10 protein-coding genes and 5 tRNA genes are annotated in these 12,874 nt (G+C 53.2%); 14 read left to right on the top strand and 1 reads right to left on the bottom strand.

Translation table 11 applies throughout. The features are described from left to right. The first annotated feature begins 84 nt into the window (after positions 1-84). The 9 genes from PUZ33_RS22410 to dppF all read left to right on the top strand — a co-directional run bounded on the left by PUZ33_RS22410 (position 85) and on the right by dppF (position 10,666). On the top strand, positions 85-783 hold the full coding sequence (locus PUZ33_RS22410; RefSeq protein WP_023620076.1) for an autotransporter domain-containing protein: 699 nt from the start codon (positions 85-87) through the stop codon (positions 781-783). A gap of 238 nt (positions 784-1,021) precedes the next feature. Beyond that, positions 1,022-2,224, top strand: a complete 1,203-nt coding sequence (locus tag PUZ33_RS22405) for an L-lactate MFS transporter (protein WP_058681643.1) — start codon at positions 1,022-1,024, stop codon at positions 2,222-2,224. Between the two features lie 257 nt (positions 2,225-2,481). After that, positions 2,482-4,173, top strand: a complete 1,692-nt coding sequence (gene eptB, locus PUZ33_RS22400; RefSeq protein ID WP_038418417.1) for a kdo(2)-lipid A phosphoethanolamine 7''-transferase — start codon at positions 2,482-2,484, stop codon at positions 4,171-4,173. Between the two features lie 91 nt (positions 4,174-4,264). Continuing rightward, positions 4,265-4,341, top strand: a tRNA-Pro gene (locus tag PUZ33_RS22395). A gap of 620 nt (positions 4,342-4,961) precedes the next feature. Continuing rightward, positions 4,962-6,569, top strand: coding sequence for a dipeptide ABC transporter periplasmic-binding protein DppA (dppA, locus tag PUZ33_RS22390; protein ID WP_058681644.1), 1,608 nt, complete (start codon positions 4,962-4,964; stop codon positions 6,567-6,569). Positions 6,570-6,730: 161 nt separating this feature from the next. After that, the gene (dppB, locus tag PUZ33_RS22385) at positions 6,731-7,750 is read left to right on the top strand and encodes a dipeptide ABC transporter permease DppB (RefSeq protein WP_014830232.1); all 1,020 of its coding nucleotides are present in this window, start codon (positions 6,731-6,733) and stop codon (positions 7,748-7,750) included. Between the two features lie 9 nt (positions 7,751-7,759). Then, positions 7,760-8,662 carry a dipeptide ABC transporter permease DppC gene (gene dppC, locus PUZ33_RS22380; RefSeq protein ID WP_020684504.1) on the top strand — a complete coding sequence of 301 codons (903 nt, stop codon included), beginning with the start codon at positions 7,760-7,762 and terminating at the stop codon, positions 8,660-8,662. A 10-nt stretch (positions 8,663-8,672) separates the two neighbouring features. Further along, on the top strand, positions 8,673-9,656 hold the full coding sequence (gene dppD, locus PUZ33_RS22375; RefSeq protein ID WP_013094994.1) for a dipeptide ABC transporter ATP-binding protein: 984 nt from the start codon (positions 8,673-8,675) through the stop codon (positions 9,654-9,656). Further along, positions 9,653-10,666: a dipeptide ABC transporter ATP-binding subunit DppF gene (gene dppF / locus PUZ33_RS22370; RefSeq protein ID WP_014830234.1), complete on the top strand. Its 1,014-nt coding sequence runs from the start codon at positions 9,653-9,655 to the stop codon at positions 10,664-10,666. Before dppD ends, dppF begins: the two co-directional genes overlap by 4 nt. A 43-nt stretch (positions 10,667-10,709) precedes the next feature. Here dppF and coaA read toward each other — a convergent pair whose 3' ends face one another. Beyond that, positions 10,710-11,660, bottom strand: coding sequence for a type I pantothenate kinase (gene coaA, locus PUZ33_RS22365; protein ID WP_013094996.1), 951 nt, complete (start codon positions 11,658-11,660; stop codon positions 10,710-10,712). A gap of 317 nt (positions 11,661-11,977) precedes the next feature. On the opposite strand from coaA, the gene PUZ33_RS22360 reads away from it, so the two are divergent. The 5 genes from PUZ33_RS22360 to PUZ33_RS22340 form a co-directional block, all read left to right on the top strand. Beyond that, a tRNA-Thr gene (locus PUZ33_RS22360) sits at positions 11,978-12,053 on the top strand. An 8-nt stretch (positions 12,054-12,061) separates the two neighbouring features. After that, positions 12,062-12,146: transfer RNA gene (locus tag PUZ33_RS22355), tRNA-Tyr, on the top strand. A 119-nt stretch (positions 12,147-12,265) separates the two neighbouring features. After that, positions 12,266-12,340: transfer RNA gene (locus PUZ33_RS22350), tRNA-Gly, on the top strand. A gap of 6 nt (positions 12,341-12,346) precedes the next feature. Further along, positions 12,347-12,422, top strand: a tRNA-Thr gene (locus tag PUZ33_RS22345). Between the two features lie 118 nt (positions 12,423-12,540). Then, positions 12,541-12,874 (top strand): GTP-binding protein (locus PUZ33_RS22340; protein ID WP_227647127.1); only part of this gene is annotated, 334 nt, incomplete at its 3' end.

The raw sequence follows: 12,874 nt of genomic DNA, 5'->3' as shown, positions 1-12,874 counted from the left end.
TAGTTAATACAGGGCCATAAGCCCTAAAAACCTCTTCCTGAACAATGATAAAAATCGCCGAATTCGGCTCTCTCTGGAGTCGCTTTGATGATAAAAAAAATCAGTGGTCGCCATGCTGTTTCTGGCCTGGTGGGGATTTCAGCCTGTCTGCTTTCTGGTCACTCAGCATTTGCCTGGCAACAGGAATATATCGTTTCAGACCCGCAAAGTAATACGGCGGAACGCTATACATGGGATGCGGATCACCAACCGCGTTATGACGATATCCTGGCGGAGCGCATCCAGTCTTCGCAAAATGCGCCGGGGCTGGCTCTGAATCTGCCCTCTGGCTCGACCTCCGCGGGGGCGATGAGCGTCGGCTGGAATTTTCCGCTGGCGGGTCATGTCACGACCGGCCCGGTGGTGGCATGGCGTTATGACGGCACCACGCCCATGATGATTAATGAGTTTGGTGATAGCGTGACAACCCAGGCGCTGACCGATCCCCTGTGGCATGCCAGCGTGAGTACGCTAGGCTGGCGCGTGGATACGCAATATGGCGAACTTCGTCCCTGGGCGCAGATTAGCTATAACCAGCAGTATGGTGAAAATCAGTGGAAATCCCAGTTCGGGATGCCGCAAACGCCTGCCCCGGCTCAAAATGGCAACTGGATGGATGTCACCGTAGGCACCGATATTCCTTTCACCTCGCACATGGCGGCGTATGCTTCCTTAGCGCAAGGGGAGGACAGCACGACGGGAGAGCAGTTTTTGTACACGCTGGGCGTAAGTGCAAATTTCTAACGTTGTTACTATTTTAAACGTCACGTTAACATCTTGAATACAATAACCGTGGGGGTTGTAGCGATAGCGGGCACTAACATTCTGTCGCTTCATTCCCCGGCAAGGTCGTTCATTCCCGATTCCAGGCATTTCATTCCGTTTCTCCTGCATCTCATGCCGTTTTCCCCCAGCTGGATCAGGGTTTTGTTTATCGTTGTCCTCAGCAAATTCCCTTACTTTCTCTTGCAGGACAACTGCCATGAATACATCTTCCTACAATCGTACACGCTGGCTGACGCTCTTTGGCACCATCGTCACCCAGTTTGCGTTGGGCTCGGTCTATACCTGGAGCCTGTTTAACAGTGCCCTTTCCGACAAGCTCGGTGCGCCGATCAGTCAGGTGGCGTTCTCTTTCGGTTTGCTAAGCCTTGGGCTGGCACTGTCCTCTTCGGTTGCGGGCAAGTTGCAGGAGCGGTTCGGCGTGAAACGCGTCACGATGGCCTCGGGGATCCTGCTGGGATTGGGCTTTTTCCTGACGGCGTATTCAAACAACCTGATGATGCTCTGGCTGAGCGCCGGGGTATTGGTCGGTCTGGCGGACGGTGCCGGTTATCTGCTGACCCTGTCGAACTGCGTCAAATGGTTCCCGGAGCGTAAAGGGTTAATCTCCGCGTTTGCCATCGGTTCTTATGGCCTGGGCAGCCTCGGATTTAAATTTATCGACTCTCATCTGCTGGCGTCGGTTGGCCTCGAAAAAACCTTCATGATCTGGGGGGGTATCGTCCTGGTGATGATCCTGTTTGGCGCGACCCTGATGAAAGACGCACCGCAGCAGGAAGTGAAAACCGTTAACGGCGTGGTGGAGAATGACTTCACCCTGGCTCAATCCATGCGTAAACCCCAGTACTGGATGCTGGCGGTGATGTTCCTGACAGCCTGCATGAGTGGCCTGTATGTGATTGGTGTGGCGAAAGATATCGCGCAGGGCATGGTTAAACTGGATGCCATGACGGCGGCAAACGCGGTGACCGTGATCTCTATCGCTAACCTGTCTGGTCGTCTGGTGCTGGGTATCCTGTCCGATAAAATTGCCCGCATCCGCGTGATTACCCTTGGACAGGTGGTTTCACTGGTGGGTATGGCGGCTCTGCTGTTTGCGCCCCTGAATGAAGCGACTTTCTTTGCTGCGATTGCCTGCGTGGCCTTTAACTTCGGCGGCACCATCACGGTGTTCCCGTCACTGGTGAGCGAGTTCTTTGGTCTGAACAACCTGGCGAAAAATTACGGCGTGATTTACTTAGGCTTTGGCATCGGCAGCATTTGCGGCTCGTTAATTGCCTCGCTGTTCGGCGGATTCTATGTCACCTTCTGCGTGATATTCGCCCTGTTAATTATTTCGCTGGCCCTGTCGACGACGATTCGGCAGCCGCAGCGCGAAGTGTTTAATGAAGCACATGCCTGAAGATAAGACAAACGGCCGGGTATCCGGCCTTTTTCTTGTCTGAAAACCGGAACTTAAGTGATATCGTCTGTTTAAGGACTTTCTTTTTTGTAAAAAACTGTACCGATCACACTCTCTGTTGCCACTTTTCCGCTTCCCTGTGGTCTACTTACCACGCTTGTAGACGTTTCTTATAACGATTCCCTGAGCGAATATCTAAGCTGTCCATTTTTTAGTGAAGTGGACGGCGGTACTGTCCCTTTTTCCGGGTAGCTTGCATGAAATACATTAAATCGATGGCGCAACAAAAGCTCTGCTTTTTGCTGGCGTTGTACATCGGCCTTTTTATGAATGGCGCAGTTTTTTTCCGTCGGTTTGACGGTTACGCGCAAGATTTCACCGTCTGGAAAGGAATTGCAGCGGTTGTCGAATTGGTCGCTGCAGTACTGGTTACCTTCTTTTTATTACGTATTCTGACACTGTTTGGTCGCCGCGTGTGGCGTGTGCTGGCAACGTTCATCGTGCTTTGCTCAGCCGGTGCCAGCTATTACATGACGTTTATGAACGTCGTCATAGGATATGGCATTATTGCTTCCGTCATGACGACAGATATAGACCTTTCTAAAGAAGTCGTTGGGTTGCATTTTATCCTCTGGCTGGTGGCGGTAAGTGCTTTGCCGCTGTTGCTCATCTGGAGTAACCGCTGCCGGTATACGCTTGTGCACCAGATCCGCACGCCAGGTAAACGCCTCAGAAGTGTTGCACTGGTACTGCTGGCAGGTCTCATGGTCTGGGGGCCGATTCGCTTGCTTGAAGTCAAGCAGAGAAGTGATGAACGCACCTCTGGCGTGGATATGCCAAGCTACGGTGGTGTAGTCGCAAACTCTTACCTGCCTTCTAACTGGATCTCTGCTCTGGGGTTATATGCATGGGCGCAGGTGGACGAATCTTCTGATAACAAATCGCTTATGAACCCGGCGAAGAAGTTTACTTATGTAGCGCCGAAAGATATCGACGATACCTATGTCGTCTTTATCATTGGCGAGACGACGCGCTGGGATCATATGGGTATTCTTGGTTATGACCGTGATACCACGCCTGAATTGGCTCAGGAGAAAAACCTGATTGCCTATCGCGGCTACTCCTGTGATACCGCCACCAAGCTCTCCTTACGCTGTATGTTTGTTCGTGAAGGGGGGGCGAGCGATAATCCGCAGCGTACTTTGAAAGAACAGAATGTGTTTTCTGTGCTTCATCAACTCGGGTTTAGCGCTGACCTCTACGCTATGCAAAGCGAGATGTGGTTCTACAGCAACACCATGGCGAAGAACATCGCTTACCGTGAGCAAATTGGTGCGGAGCCGCGAAATCGTGGCAAGGCTGTCGATGATATGCTGCTGATCGATGAGATGAAAAACTCTCTTAATGGCAACCCGGATGGCAAGCATATGATCATCCTGCATACCAAAGGGTCTCACTATAACTATACCCAGCGTTATCCTCGCAGCTTTGCGAAATGGACGCCGGAATGTGTTGGCGTTGACAAAGACTGTACCAAAGAGCAGTTAATTAACTCTTACGACAACTCAGTGTTGTATGTGGATCATTTTATCGATTCGGTGATTGACCAGGTACGGGATAAGAAAGCGATCGTGTTCTATGCGGCTGACCATGGTGAATCCATCAATGATTATGAGCATCTGCACGGTACGCCACGCAAGATGGCACCACCAGAACAGTTCCGCGTGCCGATGATGGTGTGGATGTCTGATAAATATCTGGAAGATCCAGAGAAAGCCAAAATGTTTGCTCATCTGAAACAGCAGGCAGAAATTAAGGTACCGCGCCGTCACGTTGAGTTGTACGACACCATCATGGGGTGCCTGGGTTATACCTCTCCGGACGGGGGGATTAACGAAAATAACAACTGGTGCAAACTGCCTGAAACCAGCCAGAAAGCCGCGCAGTAGCTTGCCTGGCGAGTTTATCGCCAGTTGGATGGCTTTTTTAAATTAAGGGATTGACGGGGGCGCACCTCAGCAGTAAGATGCGCTCCGCATTCGGCGAGTAGCGCAGCTTGGTAGCGCAACTGGTTTGGGACCAGTGGGTCGGAGGTTCGAATCCTCTCTCGCCGACCACATTCAAAAAAGGGCTAACCGCAAGGTTAGCCCTTTTTGCATTAACGCTTTATTCGTCCAGATTAGCCAAAACACCTCTTAGTCCTGCTTCTTCCTGCCTGTTCGTGATTTTGTGACATAATCCATTGTATTTTTTTATATATAGATTGATCTTTTTTCGCGTTGCTTATGGATAACCTCAGCATTTTTCGCTGTGCGTTTTAACGTTCGCGGTATTTAGTGCTCAGATAATCACCGTTCTGCAAGAAAATTTACCCATTCTGAATAAAAGTTAATCACTGATTGTTGCGAAATATGAAGATATTTGTGCTGCAACATGACGAGTAGCATAAATTTCCCTGCTGAAAACTGGCGTACATAGTTTTTTTAATCTTTGTTTGCGGTTTCTCACACTCAGCGTAAATCCCCGTCACCTGTATTGACGTTTTCACATTCTGTTGACAGATTGTAGGGCACGAGGGGCATTTCAGGGACGATCTGCGCTGCAACTCCAACGCTCTTCTGAAAGGATTCTCCATCCCTTTAACGCCTTCGGGCATCACCGACCGGACCGGGTAAAAAATAAATAAAGGTCAGGCGGCGTAACACAACAAAGCAAAACATCACATTGGAGCAGAATAATGAGTATTTCCTTGAAGAAGTCAGGGATGCTGAAGCTTGGTCTGAGCCTGGTGGCTATGACCGTGGCAGCAAGCGTACAGGCAAAAACCCTGGTTTACTGTTCTGAAGGCTCGCCGGAAGGCTTTAACCCACAGCTCTTTACCTCTGGTACGACTTACGACGCAAGCTCTGTGCCGATCTATAACCGTCTGGTTGAATTCAAAACCGGCACCACGGAAGTGATTCCTGGCCTGGCGGAGAAGTGGGACGTCAGCGAAGACGGTAAAACCTATACCTTCCACCTGCGCCAGGGCGTGAAGTGGCAGGACAGCAAAGAATTCAAACCAACGCGCGACTTCAACGCCGATGACGTTGTGTTCTCCTTCGATCGTCAGAAAAACGCTCAGAACCCGTACCACAAAGTGTCCGGCGGCAGCTATGAGTACTTCGAAGGGATGGGTCTGCCAGACCTGATCGCTGAAGTGAAAAAAGTGGACGATAAAACCGTTCAGTTCGTGCTGACTCGCCCGGAAGCGCCATTCCTGGCGGACCTGGCCATGGACTTCGCCTCTATCCTCTCTAAAGAGTACGCGGACAACATGCTGAAAGCCGGCACGCCGGAAAAAGTGGACCTGAACCCAATCGGTACCGGTCCGTTCCAGCTGCTGCAGTACCAGAAAGACTCCCGTATTCTGTACAAAGCGTTCCCGGGCTACTGGGGTACCAAACCACAGATCGACCGTCTGGTCTTCTCCATCACGCCTGACGCGTCTGTGCGTTACGCAAAACTGCAGAAAAACGAATGCCAGGTTATTCCATACCCGAACCCGGCTGATATCGCCCGCATGAAGCAGGACAAGAATATCAACCTGATGGAACAGGCTGGCCTGAACGTGGGCTATCTCTCCTTCAACACCGAGAAGAAACCGTTTGATGACGTGAAAGTGCGTCAGGCGCTGACTTATGCGGTGAACAAAGAAGCGATCATCAAGGCCGTTTACCAGGGCGCCGGCGTTGCGGCTAAAAACCTGATCCCGCCAACCATGTGGGGCTATAACGATGACGTTAAAGACTACACCTACGACCCAGAGAAAGCGAAAGCGCTGCTGAAGGAAGCAGGGCAGGATAAAGGCTTTACCGTTGAACTGTGGGCGATGCCGGTACAGCGTCCGTACAACCCGAACGCACGCCGTATGGCTGAAATGGTTCAGGCTGACTGGGCGAAAATCGGCGTTCAGGCCAAGATTGTTACCTACGAGTGGGGCGAGTATCTGAAGCGCGCCAAAGCGGGTGAGCATCAGGCAGTGATGATGGGCTGGACCGGTGACAACGGGGATCCGGACAACTTCTTCGCCACCCTCTTCAGCTGTGCGGCGGCAAAAGACGGCTCTAACTACTCTCGCTGGTGTTACAAGCCGTTTGAAGACCTGATCCAGCCGGCACGTGCCACCGACGATCACAACAAACGTATTGAACTCTACAAGCAGGCACAGGTTGTTATGCACGATCAGGCTCCGGCTCTGATTGTTGCTCACTCCACCGTGTACGAGCCAGTGCGCAAAGAAGTGAAAGGCTACGTGGTTGATCCGCTGGGCAAACACCACTTCGAAAACGTATCTGTTGAATAATCAGTAGGGTGTTCTCCCTCTCCCTGTGGGAGAGGGCAGGGGTGAGGGGCGTGCCATGCTTGCCCTCACCCTAACCTTCTCCTGCGGGAGAGGGAATTTACATTTGTGAGCAATACAGACGCCACGCCACTGGTCGTGCGTCTTCAGAGAGAATCCGGGTTATGTTGCAGTTCATCCTCCGACGTCTGGGACTTGTCATCCCCACGTTTATCGGTATCACCCTTCTCACTTTTGCCTTCGTCCATATGATCCCCGGCGACCCGGTAATGATTATGGCGGGCGAGCGTGGTATTTCCCCTGAACGTCATGCGCAGCTGCTGGCTGAACTCGGCCTCGATAAGCCGATGTGGCAGCAGTACCTCCACTATATCTGGGGCGTTATGCACGGTGACTTAGGGATTTCACTGAAAAGCCGTCTTCCGGTGTGGGACGAGTTCGTGCCGCGTTTTAAAGCGACACTGGAGCTTGGCATCTGCGCCATGATTTTTGCCACTGCGGTGGGTATCCCTGTCGGGGTGCTGGCTGCCGTTAAACGTGGCTCTATTTTTGACCATACCGCCGTGGGCCTGGCGCTGACCGGCTACTCCATGCCGATCTTCTGGTGGGGCATGATGCTGATTATGCTGGTCTCGGTGCAGCTTAACCTGACGCCGGTCTCCGGACGCGTCAGCGATATGGTCTTCCTCGATGATTCCAACCCGTTGACCGGCTTCATGCTGATTGATACGGCGATATGGGGTGAAGAGGGCAACTTTATTGATGCGGTCGCGCATATGATCCTGCCGGCGATGGTGCTCGGCACGATCCCTCTGGCGGTAATCGTGCGTATGACCCGTTCGTCAATGCTGGAAGTGCTGGGCGAGGATTATATTCGTACCGCGCGTGCCAAGGGCCTGACGCGTATGCGAGTCATCATCGTTCATGCGCTGCGTAACGCCATGCTGCCGGTGGTGACCGTTATCGGTCTGCAGGTGGGTACGCTGCTGGCAGGGGCGATCCTGACCGAAACCATCTTCTCCTGGCCGGGCCTTGGCCGCTGGCTGATTGACGCGCTGCAACGCCGTGACTATCCGGTCGTGCAGGGCGGTGTATTGCTGGTCGCGACGATGATTATTCTCGTCAACCTGCTGGTCGATTTGCTGTACGGCGTGGTGAACCCGCGTATTCGTCATAAGAAGTAAGGGGCCATCATGTCACACGTTTCTGAAAATAAAGTGGTTGCTGCACCGGTTCCAATGACGCCGCTGCAGGAATTCTGGCACTACTTCAAGCGTAATAAAGGCGCGGTAGTGGGGCTGGTCTATGTCTCTGTCATGATCCTGATTGCCGTGTTTGCAAACGTGCTTGCACCGTATAACCCGGCGGATCAGTTCCGTGACGCGCTGCTGGCCCCCCCTGCATGGCAGGACGGCGGGAGCCTGGCTCACCTGTTGGGTACCGATGATGTAGGTCGCGACGTGTTGTCGCGTCTGATGTACGGCGCGCGTCTGTCGCTACTGGTGGGCTGCCTGGTGGTGGTGCTGTCCCTGATCATGGGGATCATCCTCGGCCTGGTTGCGGGTTATTTTGGCGGCATTGTTGATAACATCATCATGCGTATCGTCGACATCATGCTGGCGCTGCCAAGCCTGCTGCTGGCCCTGGTGCTGGTGGCGATATTTGGCCCGTCGATCGGTAACGCCGCGCTTGCGCTGACCTTCGTGGCACTCCCTCACTACGTGCGTTTAACCCGTGCGGCAGTGCTGGTGGAAGTGAACCGCGACTACGTCACCGCGTCCCGCGTGGCCGGTGCCGGTGCGATGCGCCAGATGTTCGTCAATATCTTCCCGAACTGCCTTGCGCCGCTGATTGTTCAGGCGTCGCTCGGTTTCTCTAACGCCATTCTTGATATGGCCGCTCTTGGCTTCCTGGGCATGGGTGCGCAGCCGCCAACACCGGAGTGGGGCACGATGCTCTCCGACGTGTTGCAGTTCGCACAAAGCGCCTGGTGGGTTGTCACCTTCCCGGGTCTGGCAATTCTGCTGACGGTGCTGGCATTTAACCTGATGGGTGATGGTCTGCGCGATGCACTTGATCCCAAACTGAAGCAGTAAGAGGCACGAGATGGCGTTATTAAATGTAGATAAATTATCGGTGCACTTCGGCGATGAAGGCACCCCGTTTCGCGCCGTGGACCGCATCAGCTACAGCGTAAATCAGGGCGAAGTGGTTGGCATTGTTGGGGAATCCGGTTCCGGTAAGTCCGTAAGCTCACTGGCGATTATGGGGCTGATCGATTATCCGGGCCGCGTGATGGCGGAAAACCTGCAGTTCAATGGTCAGGATCTGAAGCGCATTTCCGAGAAACAGCGCCGCCAGCTGGTGGGCGCGGAAGTGGCGATGATCTTCCAGGACCCGATGACCAGCCTGAACCCCTGCTACACCGTGGGCTTCCAGATTATGGAGGCGATCAAGGTCCACCAGGGCGGTAACAAGAAAACCCGTCGTCAGCGGGCGATCGACCTGCTGAACCAGGTGGGGATCCCTGACCCGGCATCGCGCCTTGATGTCTACCCGCATCAGCTTTCTGGCGGGATGAGTCAGCGTGTGATGATCGCAATGGCAATTGCTTGTCGGCCAAAACTGCTGATTGCCGATGAGCCGACCACAGCGCTGGACGTGACCATCCAGGCGCAAATCATTGAGCTGCTGCTGGAACTGCAGCAGAAAGAGAACATGGCGCTGGTGCTGATTACGCACGACCTGGCGCTGGTGGCTGAAGCTGCACACAAAATCATCGTGATGTATGCAGGACAGGTGGTGGAGACCGGAAGTTCGCACGATATCTTCCGCGCACCGCGTCATCCGTATACCCAGGCGCTTTTACGTGCGCTGCCGGAGTTTGCTCAGGATAAAGCGCGTCTGGCGTCGCTGCCGGGTGTGGTACCGGGTAAATATGACCGTCCGCAGGGCTGCCTGCTGAATCCGCGTTGCCCGTATGCGACGGATAAATGCCGTGCAGAAGAGCCTGAGCTGAACCAGCTGGCTGACGGTCGTCAGTCGAAATGCCACTACCCACTCGATGATGCCGGGAGGCCAACACTATGAGTACGCAACAGGCCACCACGCAACAACCGCTGTTGCAGGCTATCGACCTGAAAAAACACTACCCGGTGAAGAAGGGGATTTTTGCCCCTGAGCGCCTGGTGAAAGCGCTGGACGGCGTCTCCTTTACCCTCGAACGCGGTAAAACGCTGGCGGTGGTCGGGGAGTCGGGCTGCGGCAAATCAACCTTAGGCCGTCTGCTGACGATGATTGAAACGCCTACCGGCGGCGAACTCTATTATCAGGGGCAGGATCTGCTCAAGCACGATCCGCAGGCGCAGAAGCTGCGTCGCCAGAAAATCCAGATTGTGTTCCAGAACCCGTACGGTTCATTGAACCCGCGCAAGAAAGTGGGGCAGATTCTGGAAGAGCCGCTGCTGATTAACAGTAATCTCAGCAAAGAGCAGCGTCGTGAAAAAGCGCTGGCGATGATGGCGAAAGTCGGCCTGAAAACCGAGCATTACGATCGCTACCCGCATATGTTCTCTGGCGGTCAGCGCCAGCGTATCGCCATCGCCCGTGGTCTGATGCTCGACCCGGATGTCGTGATTGCCGATGAACCGGTCTCAGCGCTCGACGTTTCCGTGCGCGCACAGGTGCTGAATCTGATGATGGATCTGCAGCAGGAGCTGGGGCTGTCTTACGTATTTATCTCCCACGACCTGTCGGTGGTAGAGCATATCGCTGATGAAGTGATGGTGATGTATCTGGGGCGCTGCGTGGAGAAGGGGACGAAAGATCAGATCTTTAATAACCCTCGCCACCCGTACACCCAGGCGCTGCTCTCTGCGACACCGCGCCTGAACCCGGACGATCGTCGTGAGCGTATTAAGCTGACCGGTGAACTGCCAAGTCCGCTGAATCCACCTCCGGGATGTGCGTTCAACGCCCGCTGCAGTCGCCGCTTTGGCCCTTGCACCCAGCTACAGCCGCAGCTGAAAGATTATCGCGGTCAGCTGGTGGCCTGCTTTGCGGTCGATCAGGATGAAAACGGCGAAAAGCCTCAGGCGTAAACAAAAAAACCGGCGTTGAGCCGGTTTTTTTATGTCTGCTAACCTATTTCCGCAAACGAATCTGGTCCACGGCGTGTTTCTCGCTCTTGGTGAGGATCAGGCTCGCCCGCTCGCGGGTAGGGAGAATGTTCTCTTTCAGGTTTACGTAGTTGATCTCGTTCCACAGACCTGTCGCCACCTTCACCGCCTCTTCTTCAGAAAGCTGGGCATAGTGATGGAAATAGGAGTCCGGGTCAGTGAACGCCCCTTCGCGGAACTTCAGGAAGCGGTTGATATACCAGCTTTGCAGTAAATCTTCCGGTGCATCGACATAAATAGAGAAATCGACGAAGTCAGAGACAAACACGTGATGCGGATCGTGAGGATAATCCATCCCACTTTGCAGCACATTTAACCCTTCCAGAATCAGAATGTCTGGCTGCACCACCGTTTTGTCTCCGCCTGGAATGCGATCGTAGATCAGGTGCGAATAGACCGGCGCCGTGACGTTAGGCACGCCGGATTTCAGGTCAGAGACAAATTTCACCAGACGGTGCATGTCATAAGAGAGCGGGAAGCCCTTCTTCTTCATCAGCCCACGTTCTTTCAACACCTCATTGGGGTGCAGAAAGCCGTCGGTGGTGATCAGCTCCACGCTGCGGTGTTCTGGCCAGCGGCTCAGGAGAGCCTGCAAGACACGCGCGGTTGTGCTTTTACCTACCGCCACGCTGCCAGCAATACTGATGATATAAGGAATGCGTTGACCATTGGTTCCAAGGAACTGCTCCAGCACCGCCTGACGGCGCAGGTTGGAACTGATATAGAAGTTAAGCAAGCGTGAGAGGGGGAGATAAATTTCTGCCACTTCTTCCAGGGACAGATCTTCGTTTATCCCTTTTAACCGTGCGATTTCACCTTCCGTCAGCGTCATAGGGACGGAATCACGCAGGGCAGCCCACTGGCTGCGGTTAAAGTGAAGATAAGGCGTCATTAACGTTTGCTCTTTTTTGCTCATAAGCATGCTTCAGTGAGCCAGCATCACACTGCCGGATCATGGCTCATCACACAGTTAATTTTGGACAATGGGCAGGAGGTTAACACCAGATGACAGGAATAATAAGAAAAAAGATGGAAAGCGCTGCGTTACGCGGAAGCCGTCACGCTACGGTGTATGCGATGCAATTCGCTCATATATGTTGAATATTTGACCGTGAATGACTACTTTTACAGCGCTTGATGCGTGGTTAGCATAAAATGTGAGCGAAAGAACGTTTTATGCAAATTTTTAGTTGCATGACCGCGCAGGTATCCATAGAATGCGCGCTACTTGATGCCGACTTAGCTCAGTAGGTAGAGCAACTGACTTGTAATCAGTAGGTCACCAGTTCGATTCCGGTAGTCGGCACCATCAAGTCCGGTGGGGTTCCCGAGCGGCCAAAGGGAGCAGACTGTAAATCTGCCGTCACAGACTTCGAAGGTTCGAATCCTTCCCCCACCACCACTTTCTGGCAGCGTATAAATGCCGCCGGAGCTGGTTTAAAAGCTGAATCAGCTCGAACTTAAAAAGAGAGAAATCTCTTTTTTTGTTACAGAAAGAACTGGGTAGCCGAGTTTCAGGATGCGGGCATCGTATAATGGCTATTACCTCAGCCTTCCAAGCTGATGATGCGGGTTCGATTCCCGCTGCCCGCTCCAATACGTGCTGATATGGCTCAGTTGGTAGAGCGCACCCTTGGTAAGGGTGAGGTCCCCAGTTCGACTCTGGGTATCAGCACCACTTCACTTCTCCTTCCCGTTTCTCTCTGTTTCAATTTTACTTGATTCAACAGTTCAGGCATTTCGCCTGGTTGATGTGGTGATATCACCGATTTATCCGTGTCTTAGAGGGACAATCGATGTCTAAAGAAAAGTTTGAACGTACAAAACCGCACGTTAACGTCGGTACTATCGGCCACGTTGACCATGGTAAAACAACGCTGACCGCTGCAATCACTACCGTTCTGGCTAAAACCTACGGTGGTTCTGCTCGTGCATTCGACCAGATCGATAACGCACCAGAAGAAAAAGCTCGTGGTATCACCATCAACACCTCTCACGTTGAGTATGACACCCCGACTCGCCACTACGCACACGTAGACTGCCCAGGCCACGCCGACTATGTTAAAAACATGATCACCGGTGCTGCGCAGATGGACGGCGCGATCCTGGTAGTAGCTGCGACTGACGGCC

The sequence above is a fragment of the Enterobacter cloacae complex sp. 2022EL-00981 genome (assembly GCF_028737495.1).
Taxonomy (GTDB): Bacteria; Pseudomonadota; Gammaproteobacteria; order Enterobacterales; family Enterobacteriaceae; genus Enterobacter; species Enterobacter cloacae.
The sequence above is the reverse complement of the archived record's forward strand: the minus strand, read 5'-3'. Positions and strand labels throughout refer to the sequence as shown.

Excerpts from the sequence above, each read along its gene's own strand:
- dppA (WP_058681644.1), top strand. The coding sequence starts at position 4,962 with ATGAGTATTTCCTTGAAGAAGTCAGGGATGCTGAAGCTTGGTCTGAGC.
- dppC (WP_020684504.1), top strand. The coding sequence starts at position 7,760 with ATGTCACACGTTTCTGAAAATAAAGTGGTTGCTGCACCGGTTCCAATG.
- coaA (WP_013094996.1), bottom strand. The coding sequence starts at position 11,660 with ATGAGCAAAAAAGAGCAAACGTTAATGACGCCTTATCTTCACTTTAAC.
- dppF (WP_014830234.1), top strand. The coding sequence starts at position 9,653 with ATGAGTACGCAACAGGCCACCACGCAACAACCGCTGTTGCAGGCTATC.
- dppB (WP_014830232.1), top strand. The coding sequence starts at position 6,731 with ATGTTGCAGTTCATCCTCCGACGTCTGGGACTTGTCATCCCCACGTTT.
- eptB (WP_038418417.1), top strand. The coding sequence starts at position 2,482 with ATGAAATACATTAAATCGATGGCGCAACAAAAGCTCTGCTTTTTGCTG.
- PUZ33_RS22405 (WP_058681643.1), top strand. The coding sequence starts at position 1,022 with ATGAATACATCTTCCTACAATCGTACACGCTGGCTGACGCTCTTTGGC.
- dppD (WP_013094994.1), top strand. The coding sequence starts at position 8,673 with ATGGCGTTATTAAATGTAGATAAATTATCGGTGCACTTCGGCGATGAA.